The organism is Paracoccus broussonetiae (assembly GCF_031854425.1).
In the GTDB taxonomy this organism is placed as follows: Bacteria; Pseudomonadota; Alphaproteobacteria; order Rhodobacterales; family Rhodobacteraceae; genus Paracoccus; species Paracoccus broussonetiae.
Genome location: NZ_JAVRQI010000017.1, coordinates 77,187 through 98,651, shown reverse-complemented (window position 1 = coordinate 98,651; position 21,465 = coordinate 77,187). Strand labels below are relative to the sequence as shown.

Annotated in this window: 25 protein-coding genes and 2 pseudogenes; 16 read left to right on the top strand and 11 right to left on the bottom strand. The window is 64.5% G+C overall.

The features are described from left to right. On the top strand, nt 1-273 hold a 273-nt coding region (locus RM190_RS19690), incomplete at its 5' end, for a hypothetical protein (protein ID WP_311761182.1). 187 nt (nt 274-460) lie between these two features. Here the strand turns inward: RM190_RS19690 and RM190_RS19685 are convergent. Beyond that, nucleotides 461-892 (bottom strand): nuclear transport factor 2 family protein, encoded by a 432-nt coding sequence (locus RM190_RS19685; RefSeq protein ID WP_311761179.1) that lies wholly within the window; start codon nt 890-892, stop codon nt 461-463. A gap of 133 nt (nt 893-1,025) precedes the next feature. Between RM190_RS19685 and RM190_RS19680 the strand changes: the two genes are divergently transcribed. The 4 genes and pseudogenes from RM190_RS19680 (at nt 1,026) to RM190_RS19670 (ending at nt 3,608) form a co-directional block, all read left to right on the top strand. Continuing rightward, nucleotides 1,026-1,454, top strand: a complete 429-nt coding sequence (locus RM190_RS19680) for an EamA family transporter (RefSeq protein ID WP_311761181.1) — start codon at nt 1,026-1,028, stop codon at nt 1,452-1,454. A 77-nt stretch (nt 1,455-1,531) separates the two neighbouring features. After that, a complete protein-coding gene (locus RM190_RS19675) occupies nt 1,532-1,942 on the top strand; it encodes a VOC family protein (protein ID WP_311761178.1) in 411 nt (136 codons plus the stop codon). 78 nt (nt 1,943-2,020) lie between these two features. Beyond that, nucleotides 2,021-2,281 (top strand): annotated as a pseudogene (locus tag RM190_RS23430) (DUF1330 domain-containing protein); the annotation flags it as partial. Between the two features lie 121 nt (nt 2,282-2,402). Beyond that, nucleotides 2,403-3,608: an aminotransferase-like domain-containing protein gene (locus RM190_RS19670; RefSeq protein WP_311761177.1), complete on the top strand. Its 1,206-nt coding sequence runs from the start codon at nt 2,403-2,405 to the stop codon at nt 3,606-3,608. A 10-nt stretch (nt 3,609-3,618) separates the two neighbouring features. Here RM190_RS19670 and RM190_RS19665 read toward each other — a convergent pair whose 3' ends face one another. After that, complete coding sequence (locus RM190_RS19665; protein WP_311761176.1) at nt 3,619-4,782, bottom strand: ATP-binding protein; 1,164 nt, start codon at nt 4,780-4,782, stop codon at nt 3,619-3,621. A gap of 64 nt (nt 4,783-4,846) precedes the next feature. Then, on the bottom strand, nt 4,847-5,611 hold the full coding sequence (locus tag RM190_RS19660; protein ID WP_311761175.1) for an SDR family oxidoreductase: 765 nt from the start codon (nt 5,609-5,611) through the stop codon (nt 4,847-4,849). 99 nt (nt 5,612-5,710) lie between these two features. Between RM190_RS19660 and RM190_RS19655 the strand changes: the two genes are divergently transcribed. Beyond that, nucleotides 5,711-6,148, top strand: a complete 438-nt coding sequence (locus tag RM190_RS19655; protein WP_311761174.1) for a winged helix-turn-helix transcriptional regulator — start codon at nt 5,711-5,713, stop codon at nt 6,146-6,148. 30 nt (nt 6,149-6,178) lie between these two features. Here RM190_RS19655 and RM190_RS19650 read toward each other — a convergent pair whose 3' ends face one another. Beyond that, nucleotides 6,179-6,553 carry a VOC family protein gene (locus tag RM190_RS19650; protein WP_311761173.1) on the bottom strand — a complete coding sequence of 125 codons (375 nt, stop codon included), beginning with the start codon at nt 6,551-6,553 and terminating at the stop codon, nt 6,179-6,181. Nucleotides 6,554-6,620: 67 nt separating this feature from the next. Further along, entirely contained in the window at nt 6,621-7,400 is a 780-nt protein-coding gene (locus RM190_RS19645; protein ID WP_311761172.1) for a 5'-nucleotidase, lipoprotein e(P4) family, read from the bottom strand. Nucleotides 7,401-7,636: 236 nt separating this feature from the next. On the opposite strand from RM190_RS19645, the gene RM190_RS19640 reads away from it, so the two are divergent. The 6 genes from RM190_RS19640 to RM190_RS19615 all read left to right on the top strand — a co-directional run bounded on the left by RM190_RS19640 (nt 7,637) and on the right by RM190_RS19615 (nt 12,025). Continuing rightward, nucleotides 7,637-8,656 carry an aKG-HExxH-type peptide beta-hydroxylase gene (locus tag RM190_RS19640; protein WP_311761171.1) on the top strand — a complete coding sequence of 340 codons (1,020 nt, stop codon included), beginning with the start codon at nt 7,637-7,639 and terminating at the stop codon, nt 8,654-8,656. After that, nucleotides 8,653-10,116, top strand: a complete 1,464-nt coding sequence (locus tag RM190_RS19635; protein ID WP_311761170.1) for a class I adenylate-forming enzyme family protein — start codon at nt 8,653-8,655, stop codon at nt 10,114-10,116. Before RM190_RS19640 ends, RM190_RS19635 begins: the two co-directional genes overlap by 4 nt. Nucleotides 10,117-10,126: 10 nt before the next feature. Beyond that, entirely contained in the window at nt 10,127-10,363 is a 237-nt protein-coding gene (locus tag RM190_RS19630) for an acyl carrier protein (RefSeq protein WP_311761169.1), read from the top strand. After that, nucleotides 10,360-11,541 (top strand): hypothetical protein, encoded by a 1,182-nt coding sequence (locus RM190_RS19625; protein ID WP_311761168.1) that lies wholly within the window; start codon nt 10,360-10,362, stop codon nt 11,539-11,541. Before RM190_RS19630 ends, RM190_RS19625 begins: the two co-directional genes overlap by 4 nt. A gap of 141 nt (nt 11,542-11,682) precedes the next feature. Next, entirely contained in the window at nt 11,683-11,829 is a 147-nt protein-coding gene (locus RM190_RS19620; RefSeq protein ID WP_311761167.1) for a hypothetical protein, read from the top strand. Nucleotide 11,830: 1 nt separating this feature from the next. Continuing rightward, nucleotides 11,831-12,025: a DUF1127 domain-containing protein gene (locus tag RM190_RS19615; RefSeq protein WP_311761166.1), complete on the top strand. Its 195-nt coding sequence runs from the start codon at nt 11,831-11,833 to the stop codon at nt 12,023-12,025. A gap of 98 nt (nt 12,026-12,123) precedes the next feature. Here RM190_RS19615 and RM190_RS19610 read toward each other — a convergent pair whose 3' ends face one another. Next, entirely contained in the window at nt 12,124-12,561 is a 438-nt protein-coding gene (locus RM190_RS19610) for a PACE efflux transporter (RefSeq protein ID WP_311761165.1), read from the bottom strand. A 145-nt stretch (nt 12,562-12,706) separates the two neighbouring features. Next, nucleotides 12,707-13,261 carry an NADPH-dependent FMN reductase gene (locus tag RM190_RS19605; RefSeq protein WP_311761164.1) on the bottom strand — a complete coding sequence of 185 codons (555 nt, stop codon included), beginning with the start codon at nt 13,259-13,261 and terminating at the stop codon, nt 12,707-12,709. Nucleotides 13,262-13,473: 212 nt separating this feature from the next. Here RM190_RS19605 and RM190_RS19600 point away from each other — a divergent pair, with 212 nt between their 5' ends. After that, nucleotides 13,474-14,223: a calcium-binding protein gene (locus tag RM190_RS19600; protein WP_311761163.1), complete on the top strand. Its 750-nt coding sequence runs from the start codon at nt 13,474-13,476 to the stop codon at nt 14,221-14,223. Nucleotides 14,224-14,271: 48 nt separating this feature from the next. On the opposite strand, the gene RM190_RS19595 is transcribed toward RM190_RS19600, so the two are convergent. From RM190_RS19595 to xylF, 3 genes are read right to left on the bottom strand one after another with little or no spacing between them, the layout of a single operon-like run. After that, the gene (locus RM190_RS19595) at nt 14,272-15,018 is read right to left on the bottom strand and encodes an ATP-binding cassette domain-containing protein (RefSeq protein WP_311761162.1); all 747 of its coding nucleotides are present in this window, start codon (nt 15,016-15,018) and stop codon (nt 14,272-14,274) included. After that, nucleotides 15,015-16,307 (bottom strand): sugar ABC transporter permease, encoded by a 1,293-nt coding sequence (locus RM190_RS19590; protein WP_311761161.1) that lies wholly within the window; start codon nt 16,305-16,307, stop codon nt 15,015-15,017. The genes RM190_RS19595 and RM190_RS19590 overlap by 4 nt, the downstream gene beginning before the upstream one ends. Nucleotides 16,308-16,349: 42 nt before the next feature. After that, nucleotides 16,350-17,375: a D-xylose ABC transporter substrate-binding protein gene (gene xylF, locus RM190_RS19585; RefSeq protein WP_311761160.1), complete on the bottom strand. Its 1,026-nt coding sequence runs from the start codon at nt 17,373-17,375 to the stop codon at nt 16,350-16,352. A 164-nt stretch (nt 17,376-17,539) separates the two neighbouring features. On the opposite strand from xylF, the gene RM190_RS19580 reads away from it, so the two are divergent. The 3 genes from RM190_RS19580 to RM190_RS23425 are packed head-to-tail and all read left to right on the top strand — an operon-like array spanning nt 17,540 to nt 20,664. Continuing rightward, nucleotides 17,540-18,562, top strand: coding sequence for a LacI family DNA-binding transcriptional regulator (locus RM190_RS19580; RefSeq protein ID WP_311761159.1), 1,023 nt, complete (start codon nt 17,540-17,542; stop codon nt 18,560-18,562). A 40-nt stretch (nt 18,563-18,602) separates the two neighbouring features. Continuing rightward, nucleotides 18,603-19,352, top strand: coding sequence for an alpha/beta hydrolase (locus RM190_RS19575; RefSeq protein WP_311761158.1), 750 nt, complete (start codon nt 18,603-18,605; stop codon nt 19,350-19,352). Between the two features lies 1 nt (nt 19,353). Further along, nucleotides 19,354-20,664, top strand: coding sequence for a glycoside hydrolase family 15 protein (locus RM190_RS23425; protein WP_390908718.1), 1,311 nt, complete (start codon nt 19,354-19,356; stop codon nt 20,662-20,664). Nucleotides 20,665-20,719: 55 nt separating this feature from the next. Here the strand turns inward: RM190_RS23425 and RM190_RS23420 are convergent. Further along, nucleotides 20,720-21,382 (bottom strand): annotated as a pseudogene (locus RM190_RS23420) (glucoamylase family protein); the annotation flags it as partial. Nucleotides 21,383-21,465 lie beyond the last annotated feature (83 nt).

Here is a 21,465-nt window from a genome sequence, read left to right as displayed (position 1 = left end):
CGTGGCCGGCAGAAAGCGGGTCCCAAGTCCCGCTACCGGGAAAATGGCCTTCGTCACTTTGCGGCGCGTTTCTGCGTTCTGAGAGGCGGCAAGGTGGCGAGCAGAAGTCATATATTCAATACTTTAGCTGTAGTTCAGGAAAACGCTTCTGGATGGTTGGAACATGAGATTTACCAACCTTTAAGGGCAATTAATGGAGCCAACACAACCAGTCAATCGATTTTGGGAACATGCGCAAGACTTCGCAAATCCTTCACATTTTTAGGCAGGTGACCTTATTCCATGCAGGCTGGCGTGCGGAGGTCGGCGGCTGTCTTTGGTTAAAATGACCCTGCCGGTCCAGTCCGGATTGCCCCCCGTGACCTGGTCTCTGAAGATATGCCGCGCATTTGCTGCCCGTGCTGATGGCTCGCTTGCAGATGGTTTCCGGCGTGACCAGCCGGCAGCCCATGCCCTGACCCTAGATGATGCCGTGCCGTCTTAGCACAGCCTGTTCATCGCCCGTGACCCAGCCAAAGACACGGGCCATTCCGCCTTCGACCCGGACAAGGTAATGCACTTCGAAATCGATCTTCGCATCGGTCCGGTTCGGGCGGGCATAAGTCGCGATCCACGCGACATGCGCCACGCAATGGCTGTCGCCCATCGGGGAAATGTCGATATGCCGGACCTGCATTTGTCTTGTGCCAATGGCGCGGTAATGCTCGTAACCCTCAAGCAGGGTCTGGCGGAAGCGGGCATCGATCTTGCCCGACATGACCCCCGCAGGAGAGGCGGCGATATAATCCGGGGTGTAAAGCTCCTCGAGTTCGGCCATGTCGGCTTCGCCCGCAAGTGCGCGAAGAAAAAAGCCTTCATATCGTTCGAAAAGGCCCTGCACCTCGGTTTTCATCACGGTTCCTCTGGATTGCCTTGATGTCTACGTCCAAAGGGCGTGGCGGGTTGCATGGGTTCTTGCAATGTCCCCCCGGCAAACTGCTAGATTCCGGCAGGGGGCCGCATGCGAGAAGGGGCATACCTTGAAGATGTTTTTAAGCTGGCCTGTCTGGGCCTTGCTGTCTGCGGGCTTTGCCGCGCTGACGGCGATCTTTGCCAAGGTCGGGGTCGAGAACGTCAACTCCGACTTTGCGACCTTCGTCAGGACGATCGTCATTCTTCTGGCCGCTGGCTTGATGGTGCATGTCACCGGCAACTGGCAGGAGCCGGCTTCGGTATCGGCCCGAAGCTGGGTTTTCCTTGTGCTGTCGGGGCTGGCCACGGGCGCGTCGTGGATCTGCTATTTCCGCGCCCTGAAGCTGGGTGATGCGGCGCGCGTGGCCCCGATCGACAAGTTGTCGGTCGTCTTTGTCGCGGTCTTTGCCGTGCTGTTTCTGGGAGAACGCCTGTCGTTGCTGAACTGGCTTGGCGTCGTCATGATCGCGCTGGGGGCCGTGCTGATCGCCTATCGGGGATAGCCTTCCCAAGGCCCCTGACATTGCGCGGCGGCCCGCCTTCGATCATAAGTTCGCCGTCGCCGGAAGAAGGGTCAACCATGCCAAGCCGTCTCGCACTTTTTTCACTGCTTGTGCCGGATTATGACGAGGCGCTGGCGTTTTTCGGGCGCATCGGGTTCGAATGCCGCGAGGATACCGATCTGGGAAACGGCAAACGCTGGGTCAGAATTGCCCCCCGAGGCGGAGAGACAGAAATCCTGCTGGCGCGCGCCGTCAATGAACGCCAGACCTCAGCCATTGGCGAGCAGGGGGGCGGCCGGGTATGGCTTTTCCTGCAGACCGAGGATTTCGACGGCGATTACCACCTGATGCAGGCGGCGGGCGTCACCTTCGAGGGGCCGCCTCGGGATGAGCCTTATGGCCGTGTCGCCGTATGGGTCGATCCTTGGGGCAATCGCTGGGATCTGATCCAGTTCGCGCGACCCGACCGCAGCGGCACGACCCGCTAAGCCTGCGGGGCGCCCTTGACGTGACAGTGCGCGCGCAAGTGTGTCAGAAACGGGGCCGCGACCCGAGGAGATGCGAAGATGCCTGCCTATTTCATCTGCACCATGACGATCCACGACCCCGAAACCTATCGCAAGTATACCGCGCTGACCCCCGCGACGCTGGCGCGCTTCGGTGGCCGGTTCCTGACTCGTGGCGATGCGGTCGAAACGATCGAGGGCGAGCCCACTTTTGCCGAACGCATGGTCCTGCTCGAGTTTCCCGACCGCGACAGGGCGCTGGCCTGGTATCACGACGCCGATTATCAAAGCGCGGCGGAACTGCGGCGACTGGCCTCGACCGGGCGGATTCTGCTTCCCGCGACGATACCGGCAGTCCCGACCCGAAGATCTGACACTTGCCACGACGGCGGGTTCCTGCATCAGTGGCGGACCGATGAATTCTCGATTCCGAGGAGCGATCATGACGCGTCCCTTGCGGCGTCCGGGCCTTGCCAAGTGGCTGGCCGATTCCAACGACGTCACGCAGATGTTCTTGGCGGCGGGCCAGATCCCCGACCTGATCAACATGGCAGGTGGGCTGCCCGATCCCGAGACATGGCCGGTATCCGATCTGTCCCGACTGGCCACCCGCGCGATCACAGAGCATTCCGGCGAGGCCTTGGCCTATGGCCCGATCGAGGGGCTGGCCGGGCTGCGGGACGCCATCGCCACACGCTTTTCGGCACCGGGCCTGCGCCTTGGGCGCGAGAACGTCCTGATCACGACCGGCGGGATGCAGGCGCTAGACCTGATCGGAAAGGTGCTGATCGACCAGGGCGGGCTGATCGCGGCGCAAAGCCCGGCCTATCTGGGGGCGCTGGATGCCTGGAAGCCTCGCTCTCCGACCTATCGCCCGATGCGGGTTGAGGCGGCGGATTTCGATCCGACCGCGGCGCTGAGAGACGCGCAATTCGGCTATGTCGTGCCGAATTTCTCGAACCCGACCGGGCGGCTTGTCGGGGTTGAGGATCGCCGTGCCTTCGTTGCCGCGGCCGAGGCCACGGGCACCTGGCTGGTCGAGGATGACCCCTATGGCACGCTGTATTATGATGGCGCACCACTTCCGCGAATGCTGACGCTGTCGGGACGGGACGAGCCGGTCTATGACGGTCCGATCATCTACCTCGGGACGCTGTCCAAGGAGTTGGCGCCGGGGTTCCGCATCGGCTGGGTCATCGCCGCGCCGGACATGATCCGGGCGCTGGTCAGTGCCAAGCAGGGGTCGGACATGTGCACCTCGGGCCTGTGTCAGCGCATCGCGCAGGATGCCTTTGCGGCGGGATTGACCGAGCGGATCCTGCCACAAGTCCTTGGGCTTTACCGGTCGCGCCGCGATGCGCTTTGCGCCGCCATGAACCGCCATCTGGACGGGTTGTTTTCATGGGAAATCCCGACCGGTGGCATGTTCGTCTGGGCGACGGCACTGAACCCGGCACTTGATACCGATGTCCTGCTGCGCGAGGCGCTGGCGCATAAGGTCTGCGTGACGCCGTCCAGTGTCTTCGACCCCGAGGGGCGCGACCGCCGCTCGATCCGGATCAACTTTACCCTGAACGCACCGGACAAGCTGGAAGAAGGGGCGCGCCGTCTGGCACAGGCCACCCGTGCGGCCCTTGGCGCGGCCTAGGCGTTCCGCCTTATCCTTTGCGAAGCTGCGCGACGACCATGTCCAGCGGCATGGCGCGCAGGTCGTTCGCGACGGGAATGTCGCGGTCGCCGGCATAGACCAGCAGCTTGCGGTCGGCGCGGATGTCCTCGACCGCAAGGTGGAACCCGCGTGAGACTTTGGGCGCTGTCGTGCGCTTGATCTCGATCGCCCAGATCTCGTCGCCGGGCAGGCGCAGGACAAGATCAAGCTCTGCCCCGGCCGAGGTGCGATAGAAGAATGGCTCGGTCCCGGCAGGGGCGGCCGCGATGATCGTCTCGATGCAGAACCCTTCCCAGCTTCCGCCGACCACGGGATGACCCAGCAGACTTTCCAGCGATCCAAGGCCAAGCAAGGCATGGACCAGGCCACTGTCGCGGACATAGATCTTTGGGGATTTGACCAGCCGCTTGCCGACATTCTCGTGCCAAGGGGCAAGGCGGCGGACCAGCATCAGGTCCACGAGAAGGTCAAGATAGCGCCCGATCGTCTGGCCGGAAACGCCCAGCCCCTCGGCCAGCGCAGCGGCGTTCAGAAGCCCGCCCTGCGCATGGGCCAGCATGGTCCAGAAGCGGCGCAGGGTGGTGGCCGGAATGCGCGGGCCAAGGGCGGGAATATCCCGTTCAAGATAGGTGCGCAGGAAATCCTCGCGCCAGCTCAGGCTGGCCCGGTTGCTGGCCGCCTGGAAGCTGTCGGGAAAACCGCCGCGCAGCCAAAGCTCGTTCAGGCGATCCCGGCCCACCTCGTCCAGTTGCAGGGGCGGCATCTCGACATAGCGGACACGTCCGGCAAGGGATTCCGCCGACTGGTGCAACAGCACGTTCGAAGCCGAGCCGAGCAGCAGGAACTGTCCGGTCCGAAAGCCCTTGCGGCGGCGCATGTCGATCTGTCCACGCAGGCTGGCGAACAGGCCGGGCATCTGCTGAACCTCGTCAAGGATCACCAGCTTGCCTGCCTGCTCGTCCAGGTAAAGATCCGGTTCGATCAGAACCTGCCGATCCGCCTCGCGTTCAAGATCAAGATAGACCGAGGGGCGCGCATCCGCGATCTCAAGGGCAAGGGTTGTCTTGCCGACCTGCCGCGGCCCCAGCAGCACGACGGCTGCCTGTTCCTCAAGCGCGGAAATCACGGTTCTGTTGATCTGGCGAGAATACATACCTTGCAATTACTCCATGACATGGATGATATGCAAGGATAATCGAATCCGGATCTAGGCCCTTTCAACCATTCCGCGCAGCCGTGGCAAAGGCGTTAAGCTGGACCAGCGTCTCGTCGAAACGGTCCTCGACCTCGGCGCGGCGCAGGAAGGCGACGCGGGGCACCATGACCTCGGCAGGCGTCGGCTCCAGCGCCAGCAAGGCCATGACCTCGTCCGCGAATTCGCCAAGCGGTTGATAGCCCGGCCGGCTTTCCTGTCCCGGAGTCAGACCGGTCTGGACGGCGGGCGGGGCCAGTTCGATCACTTCGACGCGTCCCTTCAGCACTTCGCGCAGCGCGACGGTATACGAGTGGATCGCGGCCTTGGTCGCGTTATAGGTCGGCGTGGTCAGCAGCGGCACGAAGGCAAGGCCCGAAGTGACGTTGATGATCGCGGACCCGGCCTGCGACTTCAGGTGATCGACCAAGGCATTTGTCAGGCGGATCGGCCCCAGCAGGTTGGTGGTCACGGTCGCCTCGGCATCGGCAAGATCACGGCCCGCCGAGGCATCCTCGAACCGCATGATGCCCGCATTGTTGACCAGCACGTTCACTGCCGGATGGGCGGCAAGCAGCCGTTCGGCGAAATCCGCGATCCCCTCAGCACTGTCGATATCGAGGGGCAGGGCATGCATCCCGTCGCGCCCCGCAATGGTTTCCTGCAGCGCCTCGATCCGGCGACCCGCGACGATGACGGTATTGCCGAGGTCGTGGAATCTGCGGGCCAGTTCCTGGCCGATGCCCGAGCCGCCGCCGGTGATGAGGATCGTGTTGCCCGTCTGTTGCATGACTTTGTCTCCGATGGGTGTCGCGCCTATATCCGTCATTCGGGCGCCCGTGGTAAGAAGGCACCTGGAATATCCATACTTACCGAAAGGAGAGTGGCGATGAGCGGACCCCCTGCGAACGGCTCGGAACACCCGCACGTAAGCCCCACCACCACGGCAGATTTCCCCAGCGCGCGGGGACAGGATGTCGAGGCATTGGTGAATGACCTGATCGGACGCGTCGCGGACAAGTGGACCATGATCGTGCTGGAGGTGCTGGCCGAGCATGGAGAACTGCGATTCACCCAGGTCGCCCGCCGGATCCCCGGCATCAGCCAGAAGATGCTGACCCAGACGCTTCGGCAGATGGAACGGGACGGCATGATCATCCGCACCGTCCACGCGGTCGTTCCGCCACGGGTGGATTACCGGCTGACGGATCTGGGCGAAAGCCTTGGCGCGGCGTTCTGCGGCGTCTGGATCTGGGCAGAGCAGAACCTTGGGCGTATCCAGTCTGCACGTGATGACTTTGACCAAAGGCAGGCATCCCGCGACTGACGATGCGCGCGGTCGTGTCGGCGTGGCGCGCTAATCGCCCGCGACCTGCCGGGCAAGATACCATTGCGTGCCGTCCGGCGTGCGCAGCCCCCCGCGCCGGTCGCCGTCGCCTTTCTCCATCATCGGCTGGATGGCCTCGGCCCCGGCCAGGATCGCGCGGTCGAAAGCCGCATCGGGATCGGGCAGGTAAAGATGCAGCATGGCGGGCGGCCCCTCAGCCTCGCCCATCATCAGGACGGTATCGCCGATCCGGCATTCCGCATGGACGATCCTTGTCCCCTCGCCACGGATGACCCGAAGCCGCTGCGCCCCGAAAACGGTCTCGCAAAAGCGCAGGACCGTTTCCGCATCCGGCACCAGCAGATACGGGGCAAGGTCGGTATATCCGTCAGGCTTGTAGGGCATGGCACAAGCGTGGCCCCCGCGCGAGAAGCTGTCAAGCGGCCCCGGTCGAGGCGGGGCCGCCCATCGGTCACTCAGCCTTGATGGGGGCGTCCCAGGCTTTCAGCTCGGTCTTGCTCCAGGTGCCGTAACCGGCGTTCGGAAGCACGATCCAGTCGCGGCCGACATGCTCGGCCTGCTCGGCCACCAGGTCGCGCTGCTTGTCGACGGGAACCTTGCTGGTGAAATCCTCCGAGAAGTCATGCAGCGTATCGCCCAGCAGCATCACGACCTTGTGGTCCTTTTCGACCAGCTCGCGCCGCTCTTGCTTGGGCGGGCCCAGCAGCAGCACGGTTTCGTCGGTGACCTTGGGCAGGCCCAGCGTTTCAAGCGTCGCCTTGGTCTGGGCCTTGTTCTCGTCATAGCGGTCCGAAAGGTAATAGACGGCGACGCCTTTCTGGTCCGCATAGGTAAAGAAATCCAGCGCACCGGGGATTAGGGTCGGGTTGCCTTCGCGTTCCCAATGCTTCCAGGTGTCCCAGGTCGTGTAGTCGTGGCAAGCCTGCATGTCGCGCACCAGCAAGGCGCTGTTGTCGATCACCGTTTCGTCGAGATCGGTGACGATCGCCAGCTTCTCGCCGGGAGCGGCCTTGGCAAGCGCCTCATCCAACCGGATGCGGGCCAGGGCATAGGCCTGGCGCTGAAGGGCTGCGACCTCGGCCGACTGCTGCTGGTAGCGCAGGCCCATCGCAAAGCTGTCTTCTGCGCAAGGGGGCTTGGCTTCGTCGGCCGCAGCCGGGCCAAATCCAAGCGCCAGCCCAAGGCCAAGAGTCAGTGCGGCGATTGCGGGGGTTGATGTGGTTTCGATCATGTCGGCCTCCGTCCCAAGGATCGATTCTTTCGGGGGACCAGCAAGCATCTTTGGCGGAATTATGACAGTGATTTCTTTCTGTTAGCGGACCAATCCAGAATCCAACGGTGAGGATGGCCGGCCCGGTGCCGGAGCTGGCGCGCCGCGGCTGCGAAAGGCCGTGACAAGATGCCCTGCCTCGGAGAAGATCGACGGGTAATCATTGTGACGCCTTCCGTTCCTGCCGGAGCATTTGAATGGCAAGTTTGTTTCTTCCCGATCCCGCGGGGATGCTGCGTTTGCAAGCCGACCTGCACGACCGCCTGCACCTGTCCCTGACCCATCTGCTGACCGAAGTGATCCCGCCCGAACCTGACGAGGTCGCGGCGATCACCGAAGGATTGGGTCGCCTGCGCGCGCAGTTTCCCGAACCGGCCCTGTTCGCGTTGCACATGGCCTTGCGCGACAGCCTGCTGGCCGAAAACGCCGAGGCATTCGCGTTGGCGCGTCGCCGGTTCGCGGCATGGGATTTCCGCGACCACCCCTCGCCAGGTCCGGTCGTCAGCCCGCTTTCGGCGGATCGGCTTGGCAGCGCCCGGGCGGAACTGATCGCGCGTGCCCTGGCCGATGATGTGGGCCTGACCACGTCCCTGACCGCACCACCCCCCGAGGCCACGGAAGCCATGGCCGCGACCATTGCGCGGGCCGATGCGCTTCTTGCGCTGGCGGCTCCGGATTGGCGGGCCGAATTGCGGCTGCTCGTCTCGGAGGTGATCCTTGCGGTGAATGGCGGCGCGGATGGGCGGCAAGGCTTCGCCGGCGGCTCAAGCTTCGACCTGTTCGGCGCGATCCTGATGAACCCGCTGCACCGCAACGATCTGGCCCATGTCCTGATGACGCTGATCCATGAATCCTCGCATCTGCGGCTGTTCTGCTGGCATTTGGATGATGAGGTCGTGCTGAATGGCCCCGAGGAAACCTTCCGCTCGCCCCTGCGGAAACAACCCCGCCCGATGGAGGGGGTGTTTCACGCGACCTGGGTCTCGGCGCGAATGGCGGTCTGTGGCCGGGCGGTGCTCTCAACGGCGGGGAACGCGCTGTCGGATGATGAGGCTCTGCGGCTCGGCAAGGACGTCGACCAGGCGCTGGCCACCTTTCGGGACGGACTGGGCATCGTCCGCGAGCATGGCAGGCTGACCGCGCAGGGCGCGCGTCTGGTCGCCGATGCCAGCGATGCGGTCGAAGATGCGGCCCTGGAACGGGTCCGCGCCGGATGATGGGCGAGGCGGGGTTCGCCCAGGCCCTGCGGCACAGGTTGGTCCGGGATACGGCGCGCGAGGTGATCCGGGAACCGGGGCGCAGCCTGACCGGAGGTGACCTGCTGCGCCGCGCAGATGCCATCGCGGCGTGGCTGGTCCGCCAGCCGGGATGCGTCGATATTCCGACGCTGGGCCTTGCCTTGCACCGCAACAGCTGGATGATCGCCGCGGCGCTGGCCTGCTGGCGGCTGGGCAAGACCGCCTTGTTCCTTGACCCTCGCCTGTCGCCGGCCGACGCCAAGGGCTGGTTGCGTCGGGCAGGTCCGGTGGTGATCCTGGCCTCGCAAGCGCGGCTGCGGGATGTCGATGCGGCGGTCCTGCTCCTGCCGGACCCCGATGATCTGCCCCTGGCTGGTTTCACGCCTTGCCACCCGTTGGCGAACCAGATTGCAGAGTTCATCACCAGTTCCGGCGTCAGCGGAGAGCCAAAGCTGATCCCCCTTGATCAGCGCAGGTTGCTGGACATGGCGCGAGAGGCCGCCCGGGACGGCCGACGCGGACCCTGGGGGCAGGCGCTGTCGCCGCTGAGCGTGGCCTTTGGCGGATCGCGGCATATCTGGTGGCGCAACCTGCTGGCGGGCAAGCGCATCCACGCGATGGAGTTGCTGTTCTCGATCCCCGAGCTTGATCGCGCGCTGCGCAGGCCCGAAGTCGAGGAATGCAGCCTGCCGCCCCACCTGATCCGGGCATTGCTGGACCATGCCGCGCGCGATCCCGGTCCCGTGCCCCGCTATCCCCATCTTCTGAAGCTGCAAAGCATCGGCGGCCCCGCCCCGGTAGCGGACAAGCTGGCGGCGCAGGCGCGGCTTTGCCCCGGTTACCTGATGACCTACAGCTCGACCGAAACAGGTGTGATCAGCCATATTTCGGGCGCCGATCTGCAGCGGAAACCGGCCTCCTGCGGCCGGATCAGCCTGCCCTCCGGCGGCGGGCTGGATATTGTGGACCCAGACGGCACCGTCCTGCCGCCGGGTCGGACGGGGCGCATCCGGGTCACGCGTCCGCCCTTGGGCGATGGCGTTTCCCGGCAGGCTTTTCCCGGTGATCATGGTTGGCTTGACAGTGAAGGCTTCCTGTTCGTCGCCGGGCGCGGCGAAGGGATCATTTGCCGCTATGGCGTGAATTTCTCGGCCGATGTGCTGGAGGCGAAGTTGATGTCCAGCGGGCTGCTGCGCGCCGTGGCGGTCCTGCCCTTGCGGGACGCCGCCAGGGAAGACGGGCTGGCCATTGCTGTACTGCCGCTCGACTTGGCCGCCAAGGGCATCGGTCCGGCGCTGCGCCGCCATCTGGTCAGCCATGAGCAGCCCGAGCATCTGATCCGCCTTGCGCCTGCCGACCTGACCGCAGGGGGCAAGATCCCTCGCGCCGCGCTGGTCGAGCGTCTGCGCCTTGCACCCCAAGACCTGACCTTTATCTGAGAGCATGCTTATGGATGAACCGACCCTGCGACGCGACATCAACCGTCTTTTCTCGCAGACACTGGGCTGCGAGGTGGGGGATTTCGAGAATTTCTTCGATCTTGGCGGGGACTCGCTGAAGGCTGCCGACCTGATCGACGCAATCTCGGCCCATGTCGGAATCAACCTGGAGTTTGCCTTGCTGCTCGACTGCCCCAGTTCGGCCGAGATGTCGGGACGGGTGCTTCAGAAACTACGCCGCGCATGACCCGCCCGGTGGCCGATCCCGCTCCGGTCGATCTTGCCACCGTGATGCGCCGGATCGAACTGGTCAGCCGCAGCTGGCCGGGTGAAAGGATCGACCCCGCGGGATGTCTGCGCGGCGTCCGGCTGGAGGGCACGCAGCCCCCGATCTTCTGGACCTTCAACACGGCGGCGGAACTGCCTGCGCTGGCGGCGCACATGCCTGCGGGCCAGCCCATCATCGGATCACGCTCGCTGAACGAGATCGTCGACAAGCCCACGCGCGAATCCAGCCGACTTGTTGCCGATGTGGCCCAGATCTATGCCCGGCACCTGCTGGAACGCTTCGGCAATGGTCCCTGCATCGTCGGTGGCAATTGCCAATCCGCCGAGGTGGCCTGGCATATCGCGCTGCACCTGATTGCCGCTGGCGCCGATCTGCGGGGGTTCATTACCCTGGATGCGAGCTGGCAGCTTCCGCTGCCGGTTCCTGTCCGCATGATCTTCGGACGGACGAGCCGATTCAATCCGTTGATCCGGGGCGATGCCGCGGCAATGGAGCGACGACACGCGAATTGGCGGGCGCTGTTTCCCGCATATGAGTTGCGCATCATCGCGGGAAATCATGGCGAGTATTTCCGGCCCGAGCATATCAGCGCGCTCGCGACCGCGATCCTTGCCCCCCTTCCCAAGACAGGCTGGCGGCTACGGGCGAGCGCGCAGCAGCGCTGGGGGGTGCGGACGGGAAATGGCGGCTGGACGCTGACCTTGCCCGTGCGACAGGTACCGCCGGGGACAAGCGCGGTCGTTCTGGCGCCCCTGTTGGGGCGGCAAGGCGCCCTGCCGCTGGCGCGGCCCGACCTTTTCGACGTGGCATCGCTGCCCGAGCGCCGTGGTCGTTACTGGCAGGTTCGACTGACCGCCTTGGCCGAGCCCGGCCCGTGGCAGATCGCGCCGGTGCTCTGCGCGGAAGGTATCGGACCGCTCAATTGGCCGCCGGGGGCGCAAGTGCTTGAACTGCCTGCCGTCACGCCCACACAAACGGAACCCGCCAACCACAAGGGCTGGCGGGAACGGTTTCGCGCCCTATGGAACAGGCTGTCAGGTCGGAACGCCGGGTTCGCCGATCTTGGGCGCCGAAGCCGCCACGCCACCCTTGAGCATCAGGATTTTCGAGAGATTCAGTTTCGAGAGGATAGGTGAACTCATTGGTCGATTACCCTTTCACAATGCAAAACTATTGCAGGTGAATGCTAGGCCCGGACCCGGGTTCTGTAAATGATCGTCTTTGCGCATCCATAACAACGCGCATGGTGCACCTCATATTGCGCGGACTTGCCACGAATGATCCCCGCGAAGGTCGCTAAATCAAGCTTGCGCCAGTTGCATAGCGGCCTTGCCAAACCGGCGGCTGGTTTCCCGGATTGCGCCGATTATATCCGCCTTGTCCGAAGCAAAGCCCAGGGATTGGGCAAGATGAAAAAGGTGTGAAATGTCCGTCGTTGAAATGAACCGCAATGAAGTCGCTGGTGGCCTTGGCCACGCCGTTTCGCGTCTTTCCGCGATGATCGGCGGCTGGAACGAAGCGCGCGCAACCCGCCGCGAGCTGAACCGCCTGACCGACCGCGAGCTTGACGATATCGGCCTGAGCCGTGGCGATATCGAACGCGTGGCGCGCGGCGCCTGACGCCCCCAGCCTTCAATGAACGAACCCCCGACAGGCGCTGCCGCGGGGGTTTTTTCATGACCGGTCACTGGGCGGAATGGCCGGATCCTTGGCGCCCGTCATTGGGCCGAAGGGGAATTTTTCCACTCCGGCAAGGGGAACAGGCGGTCATAGGCCCAGTTGAAGCCAAATGCATAGACCATGTAGAAGAGCGCGAAGGACACGTCCATCACGAAGGCCTGCCACAGCGAGATGCCCAGGTACCAGGCGATGAAGGGCATCAGGATGACCAGAAGGCCGGCTTCGAACAGGACCGTGTGAAAGACCCGGATGCGGGCCGTTTTCCGGGTCGTGCCGGTAAGGCGACGCAGGCCCAGGTCGAAGATGTAGTTGTAGATCATGTTCCACAGCGTCGCGAGGCTGGCCCCCACCACGCCGACGACGCCGATTTCGTGCATCGGCATGTGAAAGACCGCAGCCCCCAGCGGCGTCACCAGCAACAGGGCGATGATCTCGAAACTGAGAGCGTGGCGAAGGCGATCAAGCGGGGAGCGCATGGCAACCTCAAACTGGTGCCGGGTCGTCCCGGCAAGAAACCATCTCGAGAGGTCGTCCTCACGAGCCTTCATATCGCATCGGTGGGTCAAATCTTCAAGCGCGGGTCGGGCGACGCCGCGGCAGGGCGGGGGCCTTCGCAGGCTGTCAGACTTGCCGGGCGGACAGGCTGGATGCAAACCCAGCGATGAAATCGGACAGGGCGGCGCGGGATTTCTCGTCCGTCAGATCGGCATTGGCATCGAACAATCCGCTTGCGCGCGACACCAGAAGCCGACCTTCGGCCCAGACCGCGCAGCGCAGCGTGCGCAATACCGGCAGCCAGTGGTTCTGGGCCATGATCGTGCCGAAGCCGCCGGGCGATGCTCCGATGACGGCCACGGGCTTGGCGACGAAATGTCCCAGCCCCTCGCCGCGCGACATCCAGTCGATGGCGTTCTTGAAGACACCGGGGATGCCGTTGTTGTATTCGGGCGTGACCAGCAGCAGACCATCCGCCGCCTTCAGCCGGGCCTGAAGCGACGCGACGGCGGGCGGGATCCCGTCCCGCGCCTCAAGATCGCCATCATACAGGGGCACGTCGCGAATGCTGCCGATCTCGATGGTCGTGCCTTGCGGGGCAAGCTCGGCCGCGGCGCGCAAAAGGCCCGCATTGAAGGAACCCCGGCGCAGGCTGCCGGACAGGCCCAGAATCGTGGTCATGACGCGTTCCTCGTGCAGATTGGCGCGTGGACGATGCAGGGGCGCAGTGGTGAAGTCCAGACCTAGACCAACTGCGGCACAAACTTGCAGGACGCTGACAAGCCGCGTCAGCGTGGTGTCAGGAGGGTGGTGCTAGGTTCCTTCTCAAGCCGTGGCGATCCGGATTGCGGACAGCCCGGCCAGGGAAGGGCCACAATCACAGGACCACGATCATGGCAAGAATTCTTGGAACCTCAGGCAACGACATCCGCATCGGCACGCTGCTGGCCGACACTTTGTTCGGCCTTGACGGTAATGACACCCTATATGGCCGCGGCGGCAACGATACCGTCCAGGGCGGAAACGGCCATGACCGCCTGTTCGGCGAGGCCGGGAACGATTTCCTTTCTGGCGGTGCGGGCAATGACCGGCTTTTCGGCGGCGCGGGCGCGGATTCGCTGTATGGGGGCACCGGGGCAGACACGCTTGAAGGCGGAGACGGCAATGACCGCCTGCTGGGCGATGTCGGCGACGACGACCTTGAAGGCGGCGCGGGTCATGACTTTCTGTCCGGCGGCGTGGGCAATGACGAGCTTGAAGGCGATTCCGGCAATGACTCGCTTTACGGGGGCGAAGGCAACGACGAGCTGGAAGGGGATGATGGTGCGGATCTCCTGAATGGTGGCGCAGGTCGGGATACGCTGGACGGCGGAAAAGGGGTTGACCGCATGGTGGGCGGATCCGGCGTCGACTTCTTCAAGTTCGAACATGGAGACGGGCGCGATATCGTCAGCGACTTCCAGAATGGCACGGATCGGTTGTTCTTTGACGATTTCAGCGTTGCGCAGGTGCGCGGCGCGATCAATTCGGCCGTGCAAAGCGGGTCGAATGTCGTGATCACACTGGATGCGAATACCAGCGTGACGCTGCATGATTTTCGGCTGAATCAGCTGGATATCGGCGATTTCGTCTTTGACCTGTAACTGACGCGCAGGGGCCGGTGCGGATCGCCGGCCCCTCGGTCGATGGTTTCAGGCCGCCTGCGCGGGTTTCTTACCCATGATGATCATACCAAGGATGTCGTCATCTGTGACTTCGTCCACCCTGACCGTGCCGACCCGCTTGCCGTTCTTCATCACGACGGCGCGGTCGCAAAGCTTCATCACGGCATGGATGTCATGCTCGATCAGAAAGATGCCCAGGCCTTGGCGCTTCAACTCTTGAATCAATTCGGCGACCATCTGGGTTTCTTGCGGGCCAAGCGCTGCGGTCGGTTCGTCCATGATCAGGATGCGGGCATTGAAATAAACCGCGCGCGCGATCGCCACGGACTGGCGCTGACCGCCTGACAGGGCCATGACGGGATCCGCGAACTTGCGGAAGTTGGGATTCAGACGCGTCATGATGCGGCGCGTCTCGGCCTCCATCCGGGACTCGTCCAGCAGGCCCGAAGGGGTGACCAATTCGCGACCCAGAAACAGGTTCGAGGCCGCGTCCAGATTGTCGGCCAGCGCAAGTGTCTGGTAGATTGTCTCGATATTCAGGGCACGGGCGTCACGGGTATTGCGGATATCGACCTTTTGCCCGTCGACGAAGATTTCGCCCGCGTCGGGGCGATAGGCGCCGGACAGGCATTTGATCAGCGTCGATTTCCCGGCCCCGTTATGACCCAGCAGGCCCACGACCTCTCCCGGGTAAAGATCGACCGAGACGTGATCCACCGCCTTGATCCCCCCGAAGGCGATCGAGATGTCGCGCATTTCCACCAGCGGTATCATCTCATGCCCAGCCTTCTGCGGTATTGGATGTCGATCCAGACGGCCAGAACCAGCACCACGCCGACCACGATGTTCTGCAGCGGCGCGTCGGCCCCGACCATGGCCATGCCCGATTGCAGGCTTTGCATGATCAGCGCGCCAAGGATCGCGCCATAGATCGTGCCGATCCCGCCCGACAGCGCGGTCCCCCCGATGACCGCCGCGGCGATCACGCGCAATTCGTCCAGAGTGCCGATGTCATTTGGATGCGATTGCAGCCGGGCTTGCGCGATGATGGCGGACAGCCCGCACAGGAAGCCCATCAATGCAAAGATCTTGACCGTCAGCAGCCGGGTGTTGATGCCCGAAAGCTCGGCCGCATCGGGGTTGCCGCCGGTGGCAAAGATGTAGCGGCCAAAACGGGTGCGCCGCGCGATGACGGTCATCGCCACAGCCACGATGATCAGGATCAGGACCGAGATCGGCAACCCGTAGCCCGCCGTGAAACCATCAGGCATGACCTCTCCCCGCGCCTCGAAGATGCGCTTCAGCTTGGCCTGCGGCACCTCATAAGCGTTCAGAATTGCGACGAAACCCATGATGGTGGCAGTGACCAGCACCATGACCGCGCCCTCGGCCCAGATGGGCCGCGTGGGAAAGCCATGCGCCTGCTTGCGGCGACGACCGCCATAGATCACCCAAAGCGCCGCGGCCGAGGCAAGGGCGCCGACAACCCAGCTTGCGGTGACGCCCAGTGTCCCCTCGGCCCCGCCGAACAGCAGGAAGGTCTGGTCCAGCGGTGCGATGGTCTGGCCCGCGGTCAGGTACCAGCCCACATAGCGCCAGATCAGCAGCCCTCCCAGCGTGACGATAAAGGCCGGGATGCGCTGATAGCCGACCAGCCAGCCGTTCAGCGCGCCGATCGCCGTTCCGACCAGCAGGCCCGACAGCATGGTCAGTGGGGCGATCAGCGGATGGCCCAGCCCCAGCCCGAAGACATTCGGCAGCCACCGCGCCTGCATCATCCCCATCACTGCCGAGGCCAGCGCCAGGATCGCGCCGACGGACAGGTCGATATGACGGCAGACGATGATGAAGACCATGCCCGTGGCCATGATCGCGACCGAAACCGTCTGGATGGTCAGGTTGAAGATATTGCGCGCCGACAGGAAACGGCCATCGGTCACGATCCAGAAGCACAGGCAGACCAGCGCAAAGGCCCCGATCATGCCCAGCAATCTCAGGTCGATTTCAAGCTGATCCAGCACATTGCGGCGACCGGGCGGGGCGGCGGGGGAAAGATCACTCATCCTCGTGGTGCGGTGGCGGCGCGAACGCCGCCACCTGTCCCGTCAGTTACAGGGCGCAGGGCCGTTCTGGACGCCCTGGCACAGCGCGTCCTTGGTGATCCAGCCGGCATCGACCACGGTGGACAGATTGTCCTTGGTGATCGCGACCGGGGTCAAAAGGATCGCATTCATCTCTTTTCCGCCGGGCGTGGTGAACTTGATCGCATTCGGCACCTCGGCGGGTGCCTTGCCGCCCGCCAGCGCCAGGGCTATTTCGGCGGCATTCTTGCCCAGCTCGCGCGAGTCCTTCCAGACCGACACCGTCTGAGTGCCAAGCGCGACGCGGTTCAGCGCGGCATGGTCGGCATCCTGCCCGGATACCGGGATGCCCTGCATGCCCTGCGCGGTCAGCGCGGCCACGACACCGCCCGCCGTGCCGTCATTCGAGGCCACGACCGCATCGACCTTGTTGTCGTTCTGGGTCAGGATCTGTTCCATGTTCTTCTGCGCGTTGGCGGGCAGCCAGCCATCGGTATAAGCCTCGCCCACAATCTTGATATCGCCCGCGTCGACCGCCTTCTGGATGACCTCTTGTTGTCCGCCGCGCAGGAAATCGGCGTTGGGATCGGTGGGCGAGCCCTTGATCATGACGTAGTTGCCCTTGGGCGCGGCCTTGAAGACCTCGGCGGCCTGCATGCGTCCGACCTCGACGTTGTCGAAGGTCAGATAGAAGGCGCGCGGATCCTCGATCAGGCGGTCATAGGCGACGACCGGAATGCCTTCGTCGGCGGCGGCCTGGACAGCGGGCACCACGGCCTCGGTATCCTGGCCCAGCACGATCAGCGCGTTCACACCCTGCGCGATCAGCGCCTCGATATCGGAAAGCTGCTTGGCCGAGGACGATTGCGCGTCGGCCGAGACATACTTCGCCCCCGCAGCCTCAAGCGCGTCCTTGATCGCCTTTTCATCGGTCTTCCAGCGCTCTTCCTGGAAGTTCGACCAGGACACGCCGACGGTCATGTTTTGTGCAAGGGATGCCGTTGAAAAGCCCACCGTCGCAAGGACGGCGGCCAGAATGACAGTGCGCATCGTTACCTCCCAATAGATGCGACCATCCGGTCGAGTCGCCGGATCTGCATCAACACTGCGCCCGGCGTGACCACCTGTCAAAAACAAAAGAAAGACGTATGTCAAAATCATGATTGACGTCTGCCATCGCGTTTGGAACCCTTGCCCTCGGAGGAGAATCCCGCATGCCAAACCCGACGCTGCATGATGTGGCACGGGCGGCAGGTGTCAGCTATTCGACCGCCGACCGCGTCCTGAACCGGCGTGGCGGGGTGGCCGAGAAGTCGATCCTGCGCGTCCAGCGCGCCATCGAGGAACTTGGCTATCAGCGCGACATTCATGCCGCGAACCTGTCGCGGCGGCGCAGTTACGATTTTCGCTTCTATCTGCCCTTTGGCGATCATGGGTTTTTCTCGGTCCTGCGGCGGGCGGTGGAGGGCCAGATCCAGCAACGTTTGGCCGAACGGGTGCAGATCACGGTCCATGACGTTCCGCCGCTGGACGCCGATGCACTTGCCGCGGAACTGTCCCGGATTGGGGCGGGCGAGTGTGATTGTGTCGGCATCATCGGCAGCGATTCCGCCGCCCTGACCCTGGCCGTCGAGCGGTTGGAGGGGATCGGCATCCCGGTGGTGACGCTGGTGTCGGATGCGGCCATCGACGCGCGTTCACTGTATGTCGGGATCGACAATGTCGCAGCGGGCCGCACCGCGGGCCGGTTGCTGCGCTTCGCCCATGGTCGCGGATCGGGAAGGGTGCTGCCGATCCTGGGCAAGCTTGACTCGCGCGATCACCGCGACCGGCTTTCCGGCGCGCGCGAGGTGCTCGCCGAACCAGGGGGGGACCTGCATCTGCTGTCCCCACTGGAAGTTCTGGACCGTCCCGAGGCGATGCGGGAAAAGCTGGCTGCCGCGCTGGCGTCGGACCCGCAGATCACTGGCATATATTCCATCGGCGCGGGCAACCGCGCGCTGATCCAGATCCTGCGGCAGATCACCGGCCCGCGTCCCTTTGTGGTCCTGCACGAGCTGACCGCACATTCCCGCGCGGCGCTGGAAGCGGATCTGATCGATGCGGTTATCGATCAGAAGCCGGACCAGGAAATCGCCCTTGCCATCCAGGCCATGAAGACCATTGCCGACCAATTGCCGGTGGTGCATCCCGAGGTGAATCCGACCATCTTCCTCAGGGACAACCTGCCGGCCTGACCGACGCCCCGGCGCGGGGCCCTACAGAAGGATCGATACCGTGGAGGAGCTGCAAACCACATGGACCGACGGGGCACGTCGCGTCGATCTCGAGACGTCCTTTGGCCTCATGCCTTTGGTGGTGGCTGAACCCGGTCCGCCGCCCGGTGGCACCGTGCTGCTGGTCCACGGCCGCAATGGTGCCCCCGGACAAATCCAGATTGCCGAGATTGCGAATGCCTATCTGGCGCGCGGATGGCGCGTCGTAGCGCCCGAGCTGCCCCATTCGGTGGCCCTGCCGAATTCCGGTCCGCCGGAACAGCTGACCTTCTCTGGTCACACCAGCGCCGCAGCAATTGCCTGGGCCTGGGTCGCTCAGGAATGGCCCAAAGGTGCTCGGGGTCTGGCGGGGCACAGCCTTGGTGGTTTCGCCGTCGCACATCTTGCGGCGGGTTCGGCCCAGACGCATCATGTTCTGGCCATGTCTCCGCCAATGTCGGGGCGTGTCCTGCTTGCCGCGCGCGAGGCGATGGGACCGGCCGCGATCGAAGAGGTCCGCCGCGAGGCCCCTGCCTATTTCGCCGAGATGCAGACCGCCGATGCCGAAGCGGCCCTGAACCGGGTGTCGGCGCCCTTGGCCGTGGTCACGGGGGCGGCAGACGGGCTGATCCCGCTGAAGGATGCCCGCGCCTATTTCGCGGCGGCCCCGAATGCCCGCTTTTTTGCCGCCTTGCCCGATGAGCATCACTGCCCGGCGGGTGAAGCCTGCGCCCGCGTCCTGTCGGTCGCCCTGTCCGCGCTGGGTGTCTAGGGTGGGCACACCCGACCCCGGCTGGATCGCGGCGCAATGCGTTGCCTCGGCCCAAGGGATGCGCAATGCCTGCTCGGCGACGCATCTAAGCCGGCATCGCGCAGGGTTCGGCTGGACCGTGCGGCCGGTCGCGGGTTCGGTCCTTGCCTCTGCGCGCGTCGCGAACTGGGATCCCGAGCCCGATTACTTCCACCACTGGATACGGGATTCCGCCATCGTCCTGCGGGCGGTGCCGCTGGCCATCGCGGCCGATCCGGCGGCGCGTTCGTTCTGGCTGCGTTTCATCGGGGATTTCATCGGGTTTTCCCTGTCGATCTCGGACCCAGGACGCAACGGACCGGCAGTGAATCCGCTGCGTGGATCAACCCTGCCCAGCCATAGCCGTTTCCTGCGTCCGGATGCGGAACTGGCGGCGCTGCATGGCGATGCGTGGCAGGGCGAGCCACGCGTGGCGCCGGACGGATCGCCCGACCCCGAAAATTGGAGCAGACCGCAAGATGACGGCCCGGCATTGCGCGCCTCGGCCCTGATGTCGGTCTTGGCAGATTTGCCCGATCTTGCGCTTCCCAGCGCCGAGGCCCTGATCGCGCGTGACCTCGCGCATGTTCTTCGGATCGCGGGCCGCGCCTGCATCGGTCCGTGGGAGGAAGCACCGCCGCGGCGCTCGGCCTTCACGCTGCTGGTTGCGTGGGATGCGCTGGACCGGGGGATCGTCCGGCTTGGTGATCCCGGCGGCCTGATGCTGGCGGCAGCCCGGCGGATCGAGGCGCTGATGGTTCAGGCCGAGGATCCGGAGACCGGTGGCTGGCGGGAAAGCATCGAGGCGCCCAATGGCGTTCTGGACAGTGCCACCTGCCTTGCGCTTCTCAATGCCCGTCGTGTGGATGGTCCCTTTGCCATGACGGGGCAGCGCGCCCTTGCGACCGCCGCGGCGCTGGAACGGGAATTCGCGCGGCTTTACCCCATCAATCGCGGACGCGACGTGCCTGCCATTGGCCGCTGGGGCGGGGACGCCTATTTCGACGGAAACCCCTGGTATCCGACGACGTTGGGCTTTGCCGAATTGCATTACCGCATCGCGGCCGAGACAGGCGACCACGCGGCTTTCGCCAAAGCCGAGGCATGGCTGCACCTGATCCAGCGGGTTGCGCCACGTCCTGCGGGCCCCCTGCCGGAACAGTTCGATCGCGTCACCGGATCTCCGGCTTCATGCCTGGACCTGACATGGTCGGCAGCGGCATTCCTGGAAGCTGCCGCGGCACGGGAAACGGCAGTTCGGGCGATGGCTGGCGCTGAAGCCAGGGGGCGGTGAAGCCAAGCGACCTCAGGCCGCGTCGTACCTCGGGCCGACCCGAGACCAGCCGCCACAGCAGCCCCGAACGATGGTTCTCAAGCCCGATGACGATGGGGGCCTGATCGACCGCAAGCCGGCTTTCAGCGGTCCAGTCCTGCGCCACGCTGAAGGCATCGACAAACCCGGCCTCGCCCCAGATCCGTTCGCCCAGGTCGTCATGCAGATGGCGCAGAACCGGCATCACCTCGCGCGGGGCGAAGGGAAGCGAAGAAAGCGCCGCGGTGGGGGTGATGACGCCGGTATCCTCGGTCGGGGAATGAGCGACATAGCCCGTCGGATCGTCGCTGGCGGTCAAGCCCCAAAGCTTGGGGCCATAGCCCTTCCAGCCGTGCGGATTGGACAGGCAATGGGTTCGGTTGACCAGCGCATGGGCGCGGGCCTGCACGCCATAATCGGCATATGCGTCGCGCAAGCCGCGCGGGTCGATGCCAAGAAACGGATATTGCGACAGAAACAGCGGACCGCCCCAGTCCAGCCCCAAAGGCAACTTCGTGCGGCCATAGACTTGTCCATTGCGGAAGGCCGGGGCCCTGGCCCAGCTCTTGTGATAGGAGGTGGCGGGCAGCGCGTGGGTGCGCGATCCGGCACCCAGGACGAAGACCGGAAAAGCCTCGTTCCAGCCGCGGATCGGCAGCGATTTTTCCGTCCATGGCCGATCAGGATGGCGATGCCACATGACAGCGCCATCCTCGCGCAGATGCGCGGCCCAGTTCACCGCGTCAAAGAGCGACTGGATACGCGCGACAAGCCACGGTTCTT